This window comes from Mesotoga sp. UBA5847, from assembly GCF_002432735.1.
Taxonomy (GTDB): domain Bacteria; phylum Thermotogota; class Thermotogae; order Petrotogales; family Kosmotogaceae; genus Mesotoga.
In genome coordinates this window covers 72267-92384 of record NZ_DJGL01000074.1, presented here as the reverse complement: position 1 = coordinate 92384, position 20118 = coordinate 72267, and the positions used below count along the sequence as shown (strand labels likewise).

At 44.2% G+C, this 20118-nt stretch carries 18 protein-coding genes; 12 read left to right on the top strand and 6 right to left on the bottom strand.

All coding sequences use genetic code 11. The features are described 5' to 3' along the window. Positions 1-173: 173 nt before the first annotated feature. From B3K91_RS08780 to B3K91_RS08760, 5 genes are all read left to right on the top strand, one after another. A complete protein-coding gene (locus tag B3K91_RS08780) occupies positions 174-1295 on the top strand; it encodes an Ldh family oxidoreductase (protein ID WP_292593245.1) in 1122 nt (373 codons plus the stop codon). Between the two features lie 43 nt (positions 1296-1338). Further along, positions 1339-2604: an NAD(P)/FAD-dependent oxidoreductase gene (locus B3K91_RS08775; protein ID WP_292593243.1), complete on the top strand. Its 1266-nt coding sequence runs from the start codon at positions 1339-1341 to the stop codon at positions 2602-2604. 493 nt (positions 2605-3097) lie between these two features. Further along, positions 3098-3448, top strand: coding sequence for a VOC family protein (locus B3K91_RS08770; RefSeq protein ID WP_292594647.1), 351 nt, complete (start codon positions 3098-3100; stop codon positions 3446-3448). 66 nt (positions 3449-3514) lie between these two features. Then, positions 3515-5758 (top strand): WD40 repeat domain-containing protein, encoded by a 2244-nt coding sequence (locus B3K91_RS08765; protein WP_292593240.1) that lies wholly within the window; start codon positions 3515-3517, stop codon positions 5756-5758. Position 5759: 1 nt separating this feature from the next. After that, on the top strand, positions 5760-7898 hold the full coding sequence (locus B3K91_RS08760) for a hypothetical protein (RefSeq protein ID WP_292594644.1): 2139 nt from the start codon (positions 5760-5762) through the stop codon (positions 7896-7898). Here B3K91_RS08760 and B3K91_RS08755 read toward each other — a convergent pair whose 3' ends face one another. After that, positions 7899-8798: a GGDEF domain-containing protein gene (locus B3K91_RS08755; RefSeq protein ID WP_292590377.1), complete on the bottom strand. Its 900-nt coding sequence runs from the start codon at positions 8796-8798 to the stop codon at positions 7899-7901. It abuts the gene before it with no gap. Positions 8799-8896: 98 nt separating this feature from the next. Between B3K91_RS08755 and B3K91_RS08750 the strand changes: the two genes are divergently transcribed. Further along, positions 8897-9490, top strand: coding sequence for a GNAT family N-acetyltransferase (locus B3K91_RS08750; protein ID WP_292590376.1), 594 nt, complete (start codon positions 8897-8899; stop codon positions 9488-9490). A 39-nt stretch (positions 9491-9529) separates the two neighbouring features. Here the strand turns inward: B3K91_RS08750 and B3K91_RS08745 are convergent, their stop codons facing one another. The 4 genes from B3K91_RS08745 to B3K91_RS08730 form a co-directional block, all read right to left on the bottom strand. Further along, a complete protein-coding gene (locus tag B3K91_RS08745) occupies positions 9530-10324 on the bottom strand; it encodes a M55 family metallopeptidase (protein WP_292590375.1) in 795 nt (264 codons plus the stop codon). A 346-nt stretch (positions 10325-10670) separates the two neighbouring features. Next, complete coding sequence (locus B3K91_RS08740; RefSeq protein WP_292590374.1) at positions 10671-11357, bottom strand: RNase H family protein; 687 nt, start codon at positions 11355-11357, stop codon at positions 10671-10673. Next, entirely contained in the window at positions 11354-12124 is a 771-nt protein-coding gene (locus B3K91_RS08735) for a prepilin peptidase (protein WP_292590373.1), read from the bottom strand. Before B3K91_RS08735 ends, B3K91_RS08740 begins: the two co-directional genes overlap by 4 nt. Next, the gene (locus B3K91_RS08730) at positions 12109-13179 is read right to left on the bottom strand and encodes a tetratricopeptide repeat protein (protein WP_292590372.1); all 1071 of its coding nucleotides are present in this window, start codon (positions 13177-13179) and stop codon (positions 12109-12111) included. The genes B3K91_RS08735 and B3K91_RS08730 overlap by 16 nt, the downstream gene beginning before the upstream one ends. 151 nt (positions 13180-13330) lie before the next feature. Between B3K91_RS08730 and B3K91_RS08725 the strand changes: the two genes are divergently transcribed. Next, positions 13331-13828: a ferritin-like domain-containing protein gene (locus B3K91_RS08725; protein WP_099828814.1), complete on the top strand. Its 498-nt coding sequence runs from the start codon at positions 13331-13333 to the stop codon at positions 13826-13828. Here B3K91_RS08725 and rnr read toward each other — a convergent pair. Continuing rightward, on the bottom strand, positions 13825-16038 hold the full coding sequence (gene rnr, locus B3K91_RS08720; protein ID WP_292590371.1) for a ribonuclease R: 2214 nt from the start codon (positions 16036-16038) through the stop codon (positions 13825-13827). The two genes, B3K91_RS08725 and rnr, sit on opposite strands and share 4 nt — an antisense overlap. Before the next feature lie 100 nt (positions 16039-16138). Between rnr and B3K91_RS08715 the strand changes: the two genes are divergently transcribed. From B3K91_RS08715 to B3K91_RS08695, 5 genes are read left to right on the top strand one after another with little or no spacing between them, the layout of a single operon-like run. Further along, positions 16139-17161: a 6-phosphofructokinase gene (locus B3K91_RS08715; protein ID WP_214061105.1), complete on the top strand. Its 1023-nt coding sequence runs from the start codon at positions 16139-16141 to the stop codon at positions 17159-17161. A gap of 9 nt (positions 17162-17170) precedes the next feature. Then, positions 17171-17686: an AmmeMemoRadiSam system protein A gene (gene amrA, locus B3K91_RS08710; RefSeq protein WP_292590369.1), complete on the top strand. Its 516-nt coding sequence runs from the start codon at positions 17171-17173 to the stop codon at positions 17684-17686. Positions 17687-17707: 21 nt separating this feature from the next. Next, positions 17708-18703 (top strand): AmmeMemoRadiSam system radical SAM enzyme, encoded by a 996-nt coding sequence (amrS, locus tag B3K91_RS08705; protein ID WP_214061103.1) that lies wholly within the window; start codon positions 17708-17710, stop codon positions 18701-18703. Further along, positions 18673-19713 (top strand): FAD:protein FMN transferase, encoded by a 1041-nt coding sequence (locus B3K91_RS08700; protein WP_214061102.1) that lies wholly within the window; start codon positions 18673-18675, stop codon positions 19711-19713. Before amrS ends, B3K91_RS08700 begins: the two co-directional genes overlap by 31 nt. Further along, a complete protein-coding gene (locus tag B3K91_RS08695) occupies positions 19710-20060 on the top strand; it encodes a NusG domain II-containing protein (protein ID WP_214061101.1) in 351 nt (116 codons plus the stop codon). The genes B3K91_RS08700 and B3K91_RS08695 overlap by 4 nt, the downstream gene beginning before the upstream one ends. The last annotated feature ends 58 nt before the right edge of the window (positions 20061-20118 follow it).

Sequence of the window (20118 nt, the reverse complement as noted above, 5' to 3'; positions counted from 1 at the left end):
ACAACCGGAGCTATGCATCACTCGATATGTATCAAAAGCCGGCTTTGCATGAGAAGAAAATCGAAATAGAACAAGACCTTCAGATGATGTGAGAAATCTCTTAATGACCGAAACTGTACATAGTTTTGCCAGAATGTATAATTAACTGAGAAGAAAGACAAGGAGGCGATTTTGTGGGAAACATATATGATGATGTTATCTGGGTCGACTTTGATACTCTTGAAACCTTTATGAAAGATGTCTTTGTTGGCGTTGGAGTTCCGGATGAAGATGCCGGAATCTGTGCTAATGTTCTTATTGCATCGGACAAGAGAGGTATCGATTCACACGGCGTAGGTAGATTGAAGCCTATATATGTCGATCGAATCAGGGATGGAGTTCAGAATCCAGTAACAGACTTCGAGATCGTTAGAGAAAGTCCCACTACGGCTGTAGTAGATGGACACAATGGAATGGGGCATGTGGTTGCTTATCGATCCATGAAGCTTGCTATCGAAAAGGCAAAAGCTTATGGAATGGGCATGGTTGCAGCGCGTAATTCAACGCACTACGGGATAGCCGGCTATTATCCAATGATGGCAATCAGTGAGGGCATGATTGGAATAACCGGCACAAATGCTCGTCCGTCAATTGCTCCAACCTTCGGGGTAGAAAACATGCTGGGAACCAATCCGCTGACCTTCGGAATACCCACAGACGAAGAGTTTCCTTTCGTCCTTGATTGTGCAACGTCTGTGGCTCAAAGGGGAAAGATAGAGGTCTATGCGCGTGCAGGAAAGGAGATTCCTGAAGGGTGGGTTATTGGTTTCGACGGCAAACCGAGGACGGACACTCAGGAAATCCTTATTGACCTGACAAAGGGAAAGGCAGCCTTAACCCCTCTAGGAGGAATAGGTGAGGAGACAGGAGGATACAAGGGATATGGCTACGCAACTGTCGTTGAGATTTTATCTGCGGCACTGCAAGCGGGCAGTTTCTTGAAGATGTTATCAGGATTTGGACCAGCTCAGGAAAAGCAACCCATCCCAATCGGTCACTTCTTCATTGCGATCAACATCGAACCATTCAGTCCAATAGCAGAGTTCAAGAAGACGGCAGGCGATATTCTTAGAGAGCTAAGGGCATCAAGGAAGGCTCCCAATCAAGAACGAATCTATACTGCCGGAGAAAAGGAATACATTGCATGGCAATCGAGAAAAGATAAAGGGGCCCCTTTGAATGCGGTTCTAAGAAAGCAGCTAGTACAGCTTCGTGATGAATTGGGGCTATATGAGTATAAGTTTAGCTGGGAATAATACAATTACCGGGAGGTGAAATGTCCTTTCAGGGACTCATTTCATGAAAATCGGAGTAGTTGGATTTGGTGCGGCATCAATAGGGTTCATAAGCGAGATATTGGGTGAAAACCATGAGATTCATATCCTGGAACGTTCCAAAGACATTTTCGGTTCAAGCATAAGCGGTATCAGGTCCGACGGTAAGATTTTCGTTTCCGATACCATGGGCGGCGACATGGAAATACCTGTTTCTGTTCAAAAAGAAGTAGTTGATTACTATTTGGGGAAATTGGACTCAGACGACAGCCTCCAAGTCAAGACCGGTATCTCTTTTGATAGAAAGTCGCGTTTCTTTAATCTCTTCTATGAGAAAGGCTTTGAGCCCGTTAACTCGAAATTCTGGCACATAGGTACGGATAAACTCGGTTCAGTATTGACAAGGATCTTCGATGAGTTTTCGAATAGAAAGAACATTCACTTCCATTTTGACTCCAGAGTCGACGAAATAAATATCGAAGACTCCAAGATAATTCTTCAAGGAGAGAGATTTGAGGCCGAGTTTGATTACGTGGTTATTGCAGTAGGAAGGAGTGGTCATGCTCTGATAAAAAAAGTTACCGCTCGATATCCTGAGATCGTTGCGTCCAGTAATACTGTGGATATTGGAGTGAGATTCGAGCTGCCTGATCATGTAGTGGAAGAGATCAACAACGAAATGTACGAGTTCAAAGTCAGATTGAAGACCAAAACAGGCTACACTGTAAGAACCTTCTGTAACAACCCCTCGGGAAAGGTTGTGCTAGAGAATTACGAGGACTTCGTAACGGTTAACGGTCATTCAAATTCTGATGGAAGCTCCGAAAACACGAACTTCGCCATTCTATGTACAACACGGTTCACGGAACCTTTTCACGATCCGATTGGTTATGGCTCATATATAAGTAGGCTAAGCAACATTCTTGCCGGAGGTAGGAAAGTCATTTCGCAGACTTATGAAGACTTCATCCAAAGCAAGAGAACCAAGAGGCTGGGAAGAGTCAAGCCTACATTGCCCGAAAGAGATTTCATTCTTGGCGACATCAACCTAGTCTTGCCAAGGAGAATTTCCGTTTCCATCACTGAGTTTATTGAGAAACTGAGCGAGGTTATTCCCGGTATCTCTTATCCTGACAATCTAATGTATGCTGTTGAGGTCAAGTTCTACTCAAATAAGATTGACAACGGCAGATACAGCAATTTGAAGTTCATCGGTGACTGCAGCGGACACACTAGATCGATAACCTATGCCACAGGCCACGGGAGACTACTGGGTTCTTCCCTCAAATAAGGAGGTTTTGAGGCGCGGTTTGCTTCCACCACAGTAAGTTACTTCCGAAGACGATCAACTCGACTGTGCTTGCGATTTGTTTCAGCACCAAATTTAGTGTAGTTGAGTCAGAAGCAAAGAATGAGCCTTCTTTCGTTGTACCAAAGATCGCTTCTTTCTCTATTTTTATTTGCTTTTTGAAAGTGATTGCGACTCTTGAAAGGCTAACCGCTTGACTGAGAAATCGATGCCGGTAAAGCATTTGCAACTATTCCGCAACTGAAAATATACATATTTCCTGAACTACTTGTCTCATCGAAAGGTCTCAAAGTTGAAAAGCCGAGATGAAAGATTGTTCTGTTACGTGAAAGACGGCAACGCCAGAGCAAAGCACACCAACACCCTTTTAAGTGCGACTTCTCCTCATAGCACCCGATAATGTATGTAAGATCAACCGGAAGGGTCCGATCAAAGATCGGGCCTTTACTTTAAAAGGGAGGGATAGCTCTTGAAGGTGATAAACTCCATAGTCTTCTTTGGAACAAGTAATCTCGGCTCAGCGAGAACATTCTATAAAGACCTAATCGGTCTGGACTTGTTTAAAGATCAGGGGAAATGCTTGATCTTTTCGACCCCGGGAGGCGGCATGCTCGGGTTCTGCAATCATCTTCATGATCGTTCCAGAGAAGACGATCCGATAATAACGTTATTGACCGACAATGTTGATGAATTTCACAAAAAACTGATCAGTTCTGGAGTAGTTTGCACCGACCCGATAGTTAATGAGAAGTTCAATATCTATCACTTCTTCACAAGCGATCCGGACGGCCATCGATTAGAGATTCAGAGATTTCTTGAAGAATAGTCCAAGCTGTTTCTTATCGGTCATGAATGGTAGAATTGTTTGAGAACTCCAGACAGGGTGATAGATTTGAGAAAAGTTACACTCTTTGTTATTTTGCTTTGTTCTCTCATTTCGATTGGTATAGAGTACTTGCCTGATGGCAAGGCATTCAGCGTTACTTCAGTTGCTGTCAGTTCCGACGGAGAGAAGTTGGTTTCGGGTTATATCGATAATACTGTCAAAGTTTGGAGTCTTCTAGATGGAAGGCTCTTAAACAACCTCTTACTGAACAGCGCTTGGGTTACTTCAGTAGCCGTTTCACCTGACGGAAAGATGGGAATTTCCGGTTATGATGATGGGATGATCATCGTATGGGATCTCAAGACTGGGAATAAGATCAAAGTCCTTAGCAGTCATACAAGTGCTGTGAATGACTTGATAGTAACAGATGATAGTAAAACACTATATTCATGCAGTTCTGATGCAACGGTGAAAGTTTGGTCGCTTTCTTCTCTCTCTTTCATAAGGACTCTAAGGGGCCACTCTGGACCGGTGCACTCGATAGTCGATTGGCCCGAACAGAATCGTCTTTACTCCGCTTCAGAGGATGGGACCCTAAGAATCTGGGATACTTCAACAGGTCAACAAGTAAAGGTTATCAGAGCCGAGGTTGGATCTCTCACTGCTGTCTCCATGGATCGGGAGAGGACGATTCTAATTCTGGGCTCCGAAGCCGGTCACTTGAAATCCTACGATGTAAAAACGTGGTCTCCACTTAAGACTTCAAGAGCCCACAACGCGCGAGTTACCAAGATACTAGTCGAAGATGCTGTGGTCTACACGGCTTCTTGTGACAGAACGATAAAACTTCTTTCTCTTCCGTCACTCAGCCTGGTAAATATGATTACGGGTCATAACTGGGACGTAACGGAGATTGTTCTGTCGAGTGATGGATATGCCCTATATTCTTCTTCCACAGACGGGACTATTAAGATATGGGATGTCGAAAAAGGCTCAGCAATAGGGACTCTTATAGGCTTTGGAGACGGAGAGTATTTCTCTTACAATGCTCTTGGAAATTGGGTTTCTTCTTCAAAGGCACTTGATCGAGTAAGCACAAATGAAGGAGCAAAACCATCGGAAGTAGCAAAGGAGATCAACTCGCTTCTTCTCCAACTTGACAAATTGCCAAAGATTTACGGCCCTTCGATTCAGAACATCACCATAGAGGAAGCCTTTGTCGGTTTTTCTGTCTCTCAATCCGTGACGCAAGTGACAGTAAATGGAGAGCAAGTCGTAATTGGAGCGGACAGGGAAGTTGTCTTTGAGCCAGATGGCGCCGGTGACTATATTATAAGAGCATACGATAGTTCGGGGCTCTATGACGAAAGAACTCTTACGGTGCGCTTTGAAGAGGTAGTAATGTACGTTGTCAAAGATATCGGAGTTTATCAAAGGGGTGACAGGGTTATCATAGATGATTCAAGAGAGACAGCCTTCCTAGTGAACGGCGAGTGGCTAGACAAGGACTCATTCTCCAGATCTGCTCCGGACGTTGAACCTCCCCTAATAGAAGGTGAAGGAGTGCAGAGAGTCTCGCTAGGGGAAACCAAGTATCTTGAGTTTTCCGTTTCGGATAACGCTACCGTAACTACCGTCGAAATCGTCTCACCAGATCTCACAGTCTCAACACTCGAAGTCAATTCTGCTTCAGAAGAAATAAAGACTGAAGTTCAAGGAACGGGTGTTTATACTGTTTATGCTTTTGACTGTGAAGGGAACAAGAGTGCCGCAATCTTTGCTATTGAAGCAGAAGCGAGAAGATTCTGGGTTTCCGAGGATCATGAGAGCCTCAGACAGGGCCAAGAGGTGCAGGCAACTGAAGAAGGCGAGAGTTGCTACTTTGTTACAGGTTTCGGATGGCTAGAGAAGATGTACCTCTCTGTGAATCCAGTTTCAACAGGGTATCCTGATATTTACGGCGATCCAGTCCAGTTTGCCGCTTCCGACAATGAAAGAATACTGACTTTCACGGTCAGAGATGACGTAAATGTGAAAGAGGTTGTCGTTTCTGGAAAGGCTTACCCGGTAAACGAAAGAGAAAGGGAAATGCATATTATTGTAAATGGATACGGAGAATACATTGTTACTGTTAATGACGTTGAAGGGAACTCTACTCAAGAGATTTTCACGCTTATGGCTCCTCCTAAGGATAAGAAAGCTTCGATTACATCCTGGGCTTGGTTAATCCCAATTTTGGCAATAACCATGGGTTTCCTTCTCAAGATTACACACTCCTCAAAGAAGAAGAGACGTAAGGTAAGACTTTGACATGAAAAGGATGCTTTTCATAATTTTGGTAAGCTCTGCTGCCCTGGCAGCCGTTCTTGGTCTCGGGCTGCTGAGACGACAGACACAAGATTTCGAGTTGCTTCAGACTGAAGCAATCAGGATCAAGTTCGGAGAACAGCTTTCGCTTTCACTTACAGATCTCGTGAAAAGTAACGGAAAAAGCCTCTCTTTTTCGGTGGTTGGCGGAAACGGTAAAATTGTTGACGATTTGCTTTTGATTGATTCAAGGCAACTCAACCTCCCCAAAGATAATGTTGAAATCGTTGTTCAATCGGATACCTTAACGGCAGTCATTCCGATTGAAGTCTTAATAGAGAACTCGCTTCAACCACCATTACTAAGAATAGATAACAAGAAGCTTCTTGAAGGCGAAACCCTCGAAATCGACTTGAGAGAGGTCACTATTTCAGAGTCCGGCAATGTGAAATACGAGTTGGTGAGTGGAGTAGGTTTCATAAAGGATTACAAATACAGTTTCACTGCTACATTTACCGAAGCCCCTTCAGCGCATAGAGTAACCATTAAAGCGATAGATGAGTTGAAACAGTGGCACTGTGAAACCTTCAGCATAATCATTTTGGACAAAAATCAATGGCCTCTAGAGCCTTTTTCTCCTTTTCCTGAAGATGGAATCGAAGACTTTTTCAGTGATCTCGTTCTTTCGTGGAAATGTGCTGACCCGGACGGCGACCCTCTGTCGTACGATCTGTTTTTTGGGAGTGCGGAGCTGGAAAAACTGGTCGAGAACGTAACGGAGAACCACTATTCGCTACCCCCTCTTGAAGACGGGGTGAGGTATTTCTGGCAGGTTATCGCAGATGACGGTAAGGGCGGTTCAGTAAAGAGTCCTATCTGGTCATTCTCAACAAAGACAATACCAGGCTTATTGTGGAAAAGGATTATGGGTAGCGAATCAAGGGATATCTTCACAAGGGTGAGGTCATTATCCGATGGAAGTTTGATTCTAGCAGGATCATCGGAAAGTTTCACACTAGCTAATGCAACACCCGGCAGCCCTTCAAGAGATGGGTGGATTGTGCGACTAGATGGAAATGGGTACCTTGCCTGGCAGAAGAGATTCGATCTGGGTTGGACTGAGTTCAGTGATGTAATCGCTACTTCTGACGGCGGGTTTCTTGTTTCAGGTAGAGTGCATGGATCATCGGGAATGAAAATCGGAGAATCATCTACTCTAATTGCGATCAAACTTGACAGATTTGCCAATGAGAGTTGGAGGTTCCAGATCCACGGACCATTATGTGAAGCTGCTTCGGTGATAGAGTCTGAAGATGGATACTTTCTTTTGGGAACTAAGTCTTCACTTGATGGTATCAAAAGCGATGTGGTGCTCTTGAAGCTAGATAACTTTGGAAAAGAGGTTTGGCGGAAATCGTTTGGTGGCAGCTCTTTCGATAGGGCAGTAGCTTTTGATCTTGATCCTAACGGTGACATTGTTATTGTTGCAGAGACCACATCAGATGACGGAGACGCAGAGGGAAATTCAGGGAGTAAACTGACAGTTAATGGAATCACTATAGAATTCTCATCAACTCTTGTCCTGAAGGTTTCAAGAGAAGGAAACCTGATTTGGTCACGCGTGCTGGCAGAAGAAACCGAGGTTTCTCCTTCTTCTGTGAAGGTAGACCTTTCTGGCGACATCTTTATCAGTGGCTCTACTAACTCCACTAATGGGACCTTCTCTCACAGGCAGAGTCCAGATTATGATGGTTATGTTGTTAGGCTCTCAACCGAAGGAGAAGTCCTGTGGGCAAAAACATTCGGTGGTGACGGCAACGATGTAATAAGGGATTTCTATTTGACACCTTCCGGAGGAGTTCAGGCGGTGGGTTTCTCTGAGTCGAATGTCAGTTCGAATAGTCATGAGAGTTCATCGTTGAGAAAGACCGGGTTAACCCACAGCGATTTCTGGATTCTGCAGCTTGATAACAATGGAAGACTGCTTTGGCAAAGCTTCCTGGGCGGAGACATGGAAGATGTGGGTCTTTCGATCGCGAGTTGCGGCGATGGATTCGCTGTAGCGGGTTATTCGGCTTCCAATGATGGCGATGTGGGTTCCAATAAAGGAGAGTTTGATGCGGTTGTTTTCTATCTCCACTGATCAACAATAGAAGCTCCACTTCAGATTTTTCCTCTTTGCGATAAACGCGGCTGAAAAGCAATTGCTCAAGAGGGAATCCGAGCTTTCTCCATCTGCTGGGAACTGACAGACTCCTATCAACACCGAGGGCAATATCTCTGTATCGCCTATGAAAACAGGTCTCTCAAGACTTGAAACAAGTGAAGACACCATCGAAGAAACAGTGTACCTTTCACTGGAATCCATTGCGATTATGAAAACATCCTCCATAATTCTGAAGAGCCTTTCTTCAGATGATTCTTTGGCGAGCCTCCGGCTGAATCTGTGCAAAAACCCATCCGACGTCTTCTTTCCAAACATCGCAGTGATTTCTTTTATCCCAGAGAGGAAGATACAGATCACATGGAATGAGAAGCCTTCTTGTTTCGAAAGAAAAATCCTTTCGGTCAGGAAGGAATGCATGGAGCTCTCGTTTCCAAATCCCGAGAGTGGATCGGAAAAGGCCATATCTTTCAGCGCATTCATAAGACAACTGGATTCGTTGTCATCCCTAATGGAAATCAAGTAAGACAGCTCTTCCGATATACCCAAAGAAGAGATGCTAATTGTCAATGAAAAACCTCCACGATGGCCTTTATCTTCTAGCGAGAAGTACTCATAGGCTTCATGACCGTCCATAACTGCTCTGAATCTGCTGGTTGCCGGGCCATCCAGCAGAGAAAGAAAGCTTTGAAAATCGAATTCATCATTTCTTATGAAACTCATTTCACAGTAGTAAGCGGCAACTAGCCCTTCCCACCTTGTGTTTTTAACGACAATCTTACCCTTGATGGAAAGAATTGCCGAAGGTTCAGGGACTCCGCCAAGCAGACGTTCTGCGATCATCAAACTCTCATCTGCTTTCCTCTCTTTATTATTCATAAGCCTCCTTAAGCGCCCAGCTCAAACCAATTTTATCGGATGCAATCCCATGCCAGCATACAGTTGAAGAACTTCTTTTAGAAGTATAGAATTCACTTATGAAGACGATGATGCATTTCAGATTGGGTGAACTGAGCGATGCGGATTTCATTGCTCCGCTCATTTACGACACAGATCCCTCTCACTTCGAAAAGGCTTTTGGGAAAAGAGCTATAGATGGGATTGTGTGTCTTGCTTCAATGAATAGCCCGATAAACCACAGCCACATAACACTTTGTGCAATTAATGAGGAACCAGTTGCAATATTTGCTCTTTACTCTCCAGAAACAATGAATGAATTGGTTTCTGAAAAACCTGAGCTTAGGAATTTTCCTTTTGGTCCTTTCGGATTAAGACTATTCAAAGAGTATCGAGTCTTACAGAAAGCTATGAGCATGAGCATTCGTGCTTGTCAGAAATATCTGGGTATGATCTCCGTCAAAAGAGAATTCCGAAGTATGGGTTATGGGCGTGTGATTCTTGATTCTCTTGACAAAACAGGGTTTGAGGTTGTCCTTGATGTGTCTCGAAGAAACAGAAAGGCATTGTCTATATACGCTAAATGTGGTTTCAGGCCGGAAACCGAATTGCCTCCTGATTATCCACTAGAGAACAGTGTTCGGCTTAAAAGACCTAGTCTATCGATTCGCTAATCTAGCGCGTCATAACCTGTGTAGTACTAGAGAGAACACTTACAGTAAAAACAGCAACTTTCTAAGCACCTCATAATAGTTCTTTTCTTCGAAGGCTAGAGTTCTGTCATCTCTTTTGCTGACCCCAGGGAAGAAAGAGAGTTTGTGAGCCACTCTATGGTCAATATAAGCTATCTCCACGTTAAATTCTGCCGGCAATTCCAGAGGAACGGCTTCTTGTTTCCTAACTGCATTGTATACACCTTCCTCAATCAGCTTTAGTGCCTTTTCTGGATGAATGGAGTCGACCGAAGAACCGCTTCCTCTGTTTGTCGGGACCGTAATTATACCCTTCACTGATTCTTCAGCAATCTTTGAGACTCCTTCGTCGCCACTTACGAAGACTACAGGTACTTCATAGTAGGAAGCCGACATTGCGTTAATCAAGAATTCACTCATCAACTCACCGTTGATCTTCAGATAGTATATTTCTCCAGACATGGTATGAGAAAGAGGGTTCATACCCCTCCCGGAAGGCGAATGATATCCAGTAAACACAGCAGCTCCAAAACCCTCGTTTATGCCCTGCATCATCATCAAAGGATCTCTCGCCCATCCTCTAATAATCCGAACCTCTGAAGGCAGAGCAGAAGGATCGATGTTTCTCGCACTTCCGTGGGCATCTCTCACAACAATTTCCGAAGCTCCTGCCTTCAACGCCCCTTGTACCGCCGCCCTCACTTCAGCAGTCATCTGCTTGCTGAAGTATTCGTAGTCTTTGTGACCCTTTTTTGCTTCATCCCAGTCAACAATTCCAGCTGTTCCTTCAATATCGGCACTTATGTACACTTTCACAGTCGTTCCTCCTCGATTGACTTGTATAATATTCTCTTCAGTTGACCTTCAATGTTATCAAAAGCGCTCTTCATAACGCAGACCTCTCATAGTTTCTTTGCTCTTCCATATAGAAACAAAAGTAAGAGTCTGCATTTGCCTCAACGGGTTGAGAGGAGACTTAAAGCAACAAAAATATGAATAACCGAGCCCGATTCGCAGTCATCGGTATCAGCGCAAGTGAAAAAACGCTCACCTAATCATCGCATTCCTAGAGAGGTCATACAAGTCTTCAAGGTCTACTCGTATTAGCAGATCGAAAAAACCTTCTCTGGAACGAAGTTTTCAATAGCTTTGCAGATGCCACTCACTTCCTTCGAGTGAGATGATCATATTCACACTCATCAACTGCTTCCTTGGCAAGCTTATCCGCAATCTCGTTGAATGTGTTTCCGGTATGCGCCTTTACCTTCTCCCATTCGATTAGTATTCTATTCGACATATCGCGGGCAAGTTCTGAATACCTTCTCGTAAGATCGTTTTTCGCTTCCCATTCTCCTGTTAGCCAGCTTCTCAATCCTTCATAATCGTAATGAATAGTCGCCTTCTTGTAGCTCCTTTTCAGGCAGTAGGACAATCCTTCTATTACTGCTTCGATCTCTCCCACTACATTCCTCATTTCCGGGTTCTTCTTGGCACACCCCTTCATCTTCTTTTCAATTCGACCTTCAGTAACTACTACCACTCCGTATCCCGCAATGTTATCCTTGAAGCTCCCGTCAACAAAGACATGAGTTCCTTCATAGACTCTGCCATTGTATTCTTCCCAAAGAAACAGCAGTCGCTCCGCTAGTTCTTCCGGAAAACTTGAGGGCATAATCAGACGGATGTTACCTGACCGGTTAGTGTAAAGCTTGAAACCCTTGCCATTCTTCAATTCCACAAAGTACTCTCCAAGAGTACCCGTGGAATAGTTCAGTCCCTCATTCTTCAGAAACTCTGCAAATCCAGAAGCAGCAACTTTCAAATTGGCAGTCCACTTCCCAATTCTCATACTCTGTACAGCGCCTCGATAAAATCCAGAAAGAGTAGCGTAGAGTAGCCTCCGATTGCAATAAATGGGCCAAACGGAAGTTGAGCCTTTCTATCAAAGCGCCTTCCTTTTGCTGCAGCTGTAACTGCATAGACTATGAGAGCAGAGAAAGAAGCTATCATAATCGTGTAGAGAGATCCAATTATACCCGTTCCCAACGAAAGTGCAGCAAGTAACTCAACATCTCCGAAGCCAAAACTGTCCTTCCTGACGTGATTTGCAATAAGAAAGAATGCAACCATTGCACCTGTGACAAGAAGAGCGTGCAATATGTTCTCAGGGAACCTTCCTTCTATTGTTGACCAAGCGAAGGCACCGATTCCTACCATGATTACTCCCAAATCAGGAATCATATAATGATCTAGATCAATGAAAGAAGAGACAATCAGCCCCGTGGTCAAAACAGACAAGGCCGTTGCCATCGTAAGAGAGAAAACCAAAGCATTTATCGCATAGAGGGATGCTGTAAGAAGCTCAACAATGGGGTATCTTATAGAAATAGGTTTACCGCAGTACCTACATCTTCCCCCCAATAGAATATAGCTGATCAAAGGAATATTGTCTTTCCATGAGAGCTCATGTTTGCAGCCAGGGCAGATACTTCTTCTTGGTCTTACTATAGAGTATTCTTTGGAAGGAATCCTGAATATCAGAGCATTGGAGAAGCTCCCAAATATGAGCCCAAACACGAAAAATGCAGGAACTCTCAGAACTAGATTATTCCACACCGTCTTCTCTCTTCCTCAGTAAGATATTCGTCAAAAAGCTCCTTCTTTCCGTAGTAATACCATACCTGTTCACTTTCAAAGCCCTCAAGAAGGCGCTTTGCTTCAGAACACTTCCCTTTCTTCATGAAAGTAACCACAAGAAGCATCTTAAGTTCCGGCCTGTCGGGGTCATCATTCAGAAACTTCTTCGCAGATTCTTCGACTATGTCGAAATTCGAGTGTTTGAACTGTACCTTTGCCCAAGGCTCCATATCATTTATGTAGACTGGTCTTGCGCTAAGTACTTCTTCTTCCATCTTCTTCCTCATTTCGCTATTGCCCATTTTACCGTAAAGCTCTGCCATTTCTACTTTTGTAAGAATGCTGTCAGGATCTCTTTCAGAAAGGCTCTTGAGAACGTTCAAGGCTTCCTCCATGCGACCCGCATTTATGTAAGCATCGGTGAGCATGAAATATGTGACGAGGTGATCTGGCGACGAAGCGATTTCCTTCTCCCAGTACGCCGCAGCCTCATTGAACTCCCCTCTGTTATAAAAGGTTTGACCTAGAAAAGAGTACGCTGTAACTAATGAGGGGTCAATCTTCAAGGCTCGCTGCAGCCAGTTGATGCCTTCATCTTCGTTTCCAGATTCAAGAAAGATCGTTCCTTTGAGCTCGCAAACGGTTGCTTTGTCCACACTTGCTTCCAAAAGCATATCTAGAAACTGCTGAGCGCTTTCGTAATCGCCTCTATCTGCAATTGCTAGCACCTTGTCCTGAAAACCAGAGAATGTACCCCTGGGAAATGATTTTATTGTCAGGTCGGTCTCCCTGAGGTATTCCTTGAACTCCTCAAACTCGATTGGCGCGTAATTCTCAGGTGCGATTATATCATCGAACAAGTTGGCTAGATTCTTTATGCAAATGAGATCTCCTTCTATCTTGCTACCCTTCAAATCATCAATTGCAAGATAAATGTCTCCGTCGTATATTTGATCAAGAATAGCAATTGAAAACGGCAATGTCTCGGTTATTGCAAAAGTATTTTCCCCATACTTGAGGCGAATAATCTCCATGTGGCACCTCTTCTCTGAGTCTTTTGTAGAAAATATACCACGTTTGATCACTATAAGAGTGACTTTCTGAACATCAAGCATCTCTTGGTTGAAGTGAAAAGTAATGAGATAATACTTGTGAATGTCTTAATAGAACTTAAGGAGGCGCAATATGGGAAATGAAGAGTTGGCTATTTTGAAGTATGCTTTGGCCCGAGAGAGAGAGGGTGCAAAGTTCTATAGAGAAAGAGCCAGGGAAATTCACGTTCCGGAAGTTAGGGAATTGTTCGCTGAACTGGCGGAAATGGAAATGGATCACGTATCTTTCATCGCCGCAATGTTCGAAGGAGTCTCTAGAGGAGATGAAATCTCTTTCACAGAAATCGAAGATAGGGACACATTCTCTTCGAGGGAGGCTCTTGAGCTGAAAGGCATTTCTGTTGACTCCCTAGCTGGAGACTTATCCGCGCTTAGAATAGCTTATCTTATAGAGAAAGACTTCGAAGACTTCTATAATCAAAAATCAGAGGAATCTTCGAAAGCCGAAATCAAGAGATTATTCAGTACGCTCTCAAAATGGGAACAAAATCACAAGCAGGCTCTTCTCAGTCTCTATGAGTCTCTTATGAAGGAATACTGGAACACCCAAGGATTTGAGCCTCTGTACTAGTTTTTTCTCTTCTTCCCGTTGTGTTCCTTCGTTCTGGACTTGTTTGATGATGCGGTTTTCTTTTTGTTGTTTCTTGATTCCTTCTCTCTTGCTATGCTGAAATCTATCTCCATTGTAGTCTTGTCTGCCCTTATAACTTGAACTCTCAACTGATCACCGATTCTGAAAATCCTCTTACTCTTCCTTCCAACTAGAATGTTCTGGTTTTCTATGAAATCGTAATAATCATCTAGAGTCGAAATATGGATTAGACCTGATATCATCTTCTCCGTAAGCTCTACGAAAATCCCAAACTTCGTGACACCTGTTATAACGCCGTCAAAGGTGTCACCGATTCTGTTAGCGATATACTCGACCTTTTTCATGTCTAGCAAATCCCATTCAGCTTCATTCGCAACTCTCTCTCTCTTAGAAGCCCAAGAAGCAATTTTGGGAAGAACTTCTTCAAGATCCTTTGATTCCTCAATGAGGTCTGTCCCGGAGTTATTCACCAGTTTCTTCAGGAGCCTGTGCACAATTAAATCTGGATATCTTCTTATAGGCGAAGTGAAGTGAGTGTATGCTTCTGAGGCCAGCCCAAAATGCCCGATATTCCTACTGGAATATACCGCTCGCTTCATACCTCTTACAAGAACTCTCTCTATCGAAGTGTGGAGAGGATGATCCTTTGTCTTCTCAAGTATCTGTTGAAGAGCTTTAGGATGAACATTTCTGGGGATTTTTACCTTCATGCCAAGAGCTTCGAGATAGTTCTTCAATTGCATCATCGACTCAGGATCAGGCTCTTCATGAATCCTGTAAACAAATGGTAATCCTCTACTGTTGAAAATCTCGGCCACTGTCTCATTGGCCAGTATCATAAACTCTTCAATAATCCACTCAGAAATCCCGCGGGTTTGAGGCAGGATATCTGCTACTCTGCCTTCTTCATCAAAAATGATCTTGACTTCTCTCGAAGAAATGTCCATGACCGAGCCCCGTTTCTTTCTGAGATCTCTGATTTTCTGAGCCAACTCATGTGATAATCTCAAAGACTCGGCAACAGGCCTAAGCTTTTCCATCGTTTCGGCAGAGGCTTCTCCATTAAGAAATCCATTTACCTCCGAGTAAGTAAGTCTTCTCCTTGAATTGATCACGGAATTCCTAATCTCGGAGGCAACCACCCGTCCTCTCTGATCTACTTCAATCAAAAGAGAAAGAGTCAACCTGTCTTCTTCTGGTCTCAGCGAACAAATATCGTTTGACAACTCAAATGGGAGCATCGGAATAACCGTATCAAGCAAATACACAGACGTTCCTCTTGAATAGGCTTCGGAATCGATCTGCGTCCCTTCGCGAACATAGTATGAGACATCGGCTATGTGAATTCCCAACATATAATTCCCTTCGGAATTCCTTTTGAGAGAAATCGCATCGTCGAAGTCCATCGCATCATCGCCATCGATTGTGAATACCAGTTCACTCCGGAGATCCTCTCTTTCTTTTATCTCTCTCGAGCTAATCTTCCTTGACATCTTAGCGGCCTGAGTCTTAACTTCTTCGGGAAAATATCCGGGCTCCGGCAGACCCTGCTTGTATATGACCGTCAAGAGGTCTACCTCTGGACTTAGCGCATCTCCGAGAACTCGCTCTACTACTCCTTCTGGATTTCTCCCCGGTGACGGATATTTGGTAATTCTCACAAGAACTTTGTCGTCTGGTTTTGCTCCGTTGAATCCTTCTGGTGGAATGTAGAAGTCGCTCTTTATTCGGATGTCATCAGGTACTACGAAGGCCATCATTCCCCTTGTCTTGAAGGTACCTACTACCTTTTCCTTATTCCGTTTTATGACTTTGACTATCTTTCCTTTTCTTATCTCTCTGAATCTGCCGGTTATCTCTACGAAGACAGTGTCTCCATGAATTGAGAAGCCGGTATCCTCCGACGGTATGAAGATATCTTCTCCGTCTTCAATAGTTATAAAGGCTCCCATGTTCCTTCTAGCAAACTCTACTGTCCCTACTACCGTTTTCTCACCAGGAGAGATGTATCTTCCCTTGGAATCCTTAACGATTACCGATGAATCAACCAATTGCTGAAGATATTTCTTGAGCAATGCCCTGCTTTCATTATCGCTTAGCTCTAGCTTGGCAGCAAGACCTCTCAACGTAGTTGGTGAGTATTCCGGAGATGTCACATGTTCTCTCAATGTTTTCAAACTTAGCTTCATAAGCCTCTTCCCTCTCTGTCGTCAGACAAGATTGCGTCACTTCATGTTATAATTATACAGTCTATGCGTCAGCATTATTAGAACTTACAGGAGGTTAGTAATGCGAATTGGGATACTGACTGGCGGCGGGGACTGCCCAGGGTTGAATGCTGTTATTAGAGGAATTGTCAAATCTGCTCCAGAAAGCGTGGAAATAATCGGCTTGATGCACGGTTGGAAAGGGCTGGTCATCGGAGAAAGCATGAAGCTTACCGATAACGATGTTGAAGGAATTCACATCCTCGGCGGTACTATTCTCGGAACATCCAGGACAAACCCCTTTAAGTCGGAAGATATGAGAACCAAGATGGAGGAAAACATTAAGAAGTTGGGACTGGACGCAATTATCGGCATCGGTGGAGACGATACGTTAAGTGTCGCCGCAAAGCTTTCCTCTATGGGATACAAAACGATTGGGGTTCCAAAGACAATTGACAACGACGTTGCAAATACAGATTATACTTTCGGGTATCAGACGGCTGTTAATGTTGGAGCAGATGCTATTGACAGGCTGCATTCAACCGCGAAGTCTCACGGAAGGATAATCATCGTGGAGCTAATGGGGCGCGAAGCAGGATGGGTTACTCTAGAAGCAGGGATGGCTGCCGGGGCTCATCTTATACTTATTCCCGAATACCCGATGACAATAGATGAAATCCTTGACTATGTGAAGAACAGGATGGATCGCTATGGTTATATGATTGTTGCTGTTGCCGAAGGGTTCAAACCAACAGAACTTGAGAACGTTGTGGGCGATGAAAGTAAGATCGATGCTTTCGGGCATATCAAACTGGGAGGAATCGCCCATTATATGGCAAACATCATTTCTGAGAGGACCGGTTACGACACAAGATCAGTAGTTCTTGGACATCTTCTGAGAGGAGGTACTCCAACTGCTTTCGACCGAATTCTCGGAACTAGATATGGAGTTCATGCAATGGAGCTTGTTATGAAAGGTGATTTTGGAAGAATGGTTGCACTTAGGGGCAATGACATTATCTCTATACCTCTTGAGTATGGAATAGCCACGAAGAAGCTTGTGCCTTTTGAATACTACAAGTTGTCTCAGATCTTCTTCGACTGAGGGACAGAGTTGCCAAATTCCGAGCCTGTAAGAGTTGCAAAATATGCGCTGGAGGAATATTTGCAGCAGCGTTCGGTAATTCCTGTGCCCGAATGGGTTTCTGAGGAATTGACTGCCAGAAGGGCCGGATGTTTCGTATCAATCCATACTCGTGACGGCTCGCTTAGAGGGTGCATAGGAACGATATATCCCACCGAAGAAAACGTAGCTCTTGAGATAATAAACAATGCGATTTCAGCATCGACTAGAGATCCTCGGTTCTCACCAATTAGCGTGGGCGAATTGCCATGTCTGGATATATCGGTGGACATTCTGGGACTACCTGAGGAGACAACTGTTGCAGAACTAAATCCAAAGAAGTTTGGGGTTATTGTCACCCTCGGAAACAGAAAGGGTGTCCTTCTACCCGATCTGGAAGGCGTCGAAACTGTTCAGCAGCAGTTGAGAATAGCATTACGTAAAGCAGGTATCAGGGAATCCGAGGACTACAGGATATTCAGGTTCGCGGTTGAAAGGTATTACTGACAACGATAAGAGGTGGTTGTTTTGAAATCGGCCGTGTATTTTGACGAATATGGTGAAGAAGACGCTCTTCAGTGTCTCCTCTGTCCTATGCGTTGTGTAATTAAGCCAAATCAGGTTGGCTTCTGTGGTGTAAGGAAGAACGTTGACGGAATGCTGTATTCGCTGAATTACGGTCAGCTTACTTCGATAGCAATAGATCCAATCGAGAAGAAACCTCTGTACCATTTCTATCCGGGAGAGACAATACTGTCGGTAGGTTCGTGGGGGTGCAATCTTAAGTGCAATTTCTGTCAGAACTGGGAAATCTCCAAAGAGAGACCGAAAACAGTGAAGCGTGTGATGCCTCAGCAGCTGATTCAGATAGCCCTGGAAAGGGAGTCTAGGGGCATCGCATTCACGTATAATGAACCAATAGTCTCTTTCGAGTTCATTCTTGACACCTCGAGAGCGGCGGCAAAGGAAGGAATTTACAGTGTACTTGTTACAAACGGTGTGATTGAAGAGGAGCCAATGGATCTCCTTTCACAGTCGGTTAGAGCAATGAATATCGATTTAAAGGGTTGGAACGATGACTTCTACATTAATGAAATTGGCACAGAGAAGAGAAATGTTCTAAGATCAATAGAGACGGCAAAAAAGGTAGGAACGCATTTGGAATTGACAACATTAATAATTCCTGGTAAGAATGATTCCACTGAAGAAATGAGAGAAGAGGCAAAATGGATTTCAGAGCTTTCGAAAGACATTCCCCTCCATATAAACAGATATCATCCTAGCTACAAAAGTGAAATACCTCCTACTCCGCTTGAATCCTTGACAGTACTTGCAGAAGTAGCGAAGGAATATTTGAGATACGTGTACGTTGGAAATGTGAACCTTCCCGGTCTCTCCGATACTATTTGTCCTCGCTGCGGGAACCTGCTAATCGAGAGAAAAGGTATGCGGAGCTCAGTGGTTGGGATAGATGAAAAAGGAAGGTGCAACAAGTGCCAGGAAGAGATTCCTGTAGTCTCCTGAGAAGCCGAACTGTAGCCTATGCGTTGCTTTTTATCTCTGCGATGGTTCTGCTGATTTTCGTTTTCTTTCGACAGAAACCTGTTGAGTACTACGACAGAACCGAATACCTTCTTGGGACTTATGTTACCATTAGAGTTTCATCCTCGAAAATGTCTCCTGTTGCTCTGGCAGAAGCCGCCTTAAGCGAGATCAAGCGAATTGACGAGAAATTCGGTAGCCGAACCAACGGCATAATTGCCGAGCTAAACAGAAGTGGAGAGCTTCATGACATCGACAAAGAAACAAGTTTCCTTATTAAGTCCGCTCTTGAGATCTCGAGAAACACATCCGGTGCATTCGATCCTACACTTTATTCGCTAACCAGACTGTGGGGTTTTGACGATGAGTCTTCGTTGAGAAGAATTCCTTCAGAAGATGAAATCGAAGCCGCTCTACGTTCCACCGGATTCTCCAGGATCACGTTCGATGAGAAGACAGGATATGTCTCGCTGTCGGACGGTGCAATGATGGATCTTGGAGCGATTGCAAAGGGATACGCAGTAGATATGGCTATTGCGAAGATCAAAGCGCTCGACGAGGGAGCGACTGGCTTCATTGATGCTGGCGGAGATATTGGGGTAATTGGTCCGAAGTACGGAAGCAGGCCGTGGATAATCGGTGTGAGAGATCCGAGAGGGGAGAGTGTCCAAGACGTAATCGAGTATATCTATCTATATGATGGTGCAGTTGCTACTTCTGGGGACTATGAAAGGTTTTTTATGGAAGACAACGTACGTTACCACCACATTCTCGATCCAGAGACTGGATACCCATCCCGCAACGGAGTTATTAGCGCAACCGTTATTGGCAGAAGTGCCATGCTTGCAGATGCATATGCAACTGCCGCCTTTGTGATTGGGATGGAGCCGGGAGTAACATTCTTGCCGAGATTTGGAGCACTCGTTCTTCTCGTAATGGAAGATATGAGTACTTTTAAGTCGCCGGGTTTTGAAGTATATCAGGAGCGATGAAGTTATTCACAAAATACGACTTCGCGCTTGTTGTGTCACTGTTAGCAGTGATTGTGATTCTTTTGTTCCCAAGGGGAACCTCCGCTCATGTAGCTGAGATCTATTTTGAAGGGAATCTGATAAGAACGGTGAACCTTAAGGAAGACCAACGAGTTTATCTTGATGTTGGAATGCTAGTCAAAGTGGAAGGCGGAAGGATCTCAGTTGTGGATTCCGATTGCCCAGAAAAACTATGTGTTTCACAAGGCGCGATAGACAAGCCGAATATACCGATTGTATGCGTTCCAAACAAGATAATCATAAGAATTCCTTCAGGCATAAGCGACATCGATGTGATAACGCAGTGAGGCTTTTTTTCAAAGTGTCTAGGTGAAATCCCTTGTGCAACCGGCAAATTTGTCCGCA

Coding starts and splice junctions, on each gene's coding strand:
- B3K91_RS08775 (WP_292593243.1), top strand. CDS start 1,339: ATGAAAATCGGAGTAGTTGGATTTGGTGCGGCATCAATAGGGTTCATA.
- B3K91_RS08760 (WP_292594644.1), top strand. CDS start 5,760: ATGAAAAGGATGCTTTTCATAATTTTGGTAAGCTCTGCTGCCCTGGCA.
- B3K91_RS08755 (WP_292590377.1), bottom strand. CDS start 8,798: ATGAATAATAAAGAGAGGAAAGCAGATGAGAGTTTGATGATCGCAGAA.
- B3K91_RS08750 (WP_292590376.1), top strand. CDS start 8,897: ATGAAGACGATGATGCATTTCAGATTGGGTGAACTGAGCGATGCGGAT.
- B3K91_RS08740 (WP_292590374.1), bottom strand. CDS start 11,357: ATGAGAATTGGGAAGTGGACTGCCAATTTGAAAGTTGCTGCTTCTGGA.
- B3K91_RS08730 (WP_292590372.1), bottom strand. CDS start 13,179: ATGGAGATTATTCGCCTCAAGTATGGGGAAAATACTTTTGCAATAACC.
- B3K91_RS08725 (WP_099828814.1), top strand. CDS start 13,331: ATGGGAAATGAAGAGTTGGCTATTTTGAAGTATGCTTTGGCCCGAGAG.
- rnr (WP_292590371.1), bottom strand. CDS start 16,038: ATGAAGCTAAGTTTGAAAACATTGAGAGAACATGTGACATCTCCGGAA.
- B3K91_RS08715 (WP_214061105.1), top strand. CDS start 16,139: ATGCGAATTGGGATACTGACTGGCGGCGGGGACTGCCCAGGGTTGAAT.
- B3K91_RS08695 (WP_214061101.1), top strand. CDS start 19,710: ATGAAGTTATTCACAAAATACGACTTCGCGCTTGTTGTGTCACTGTTA.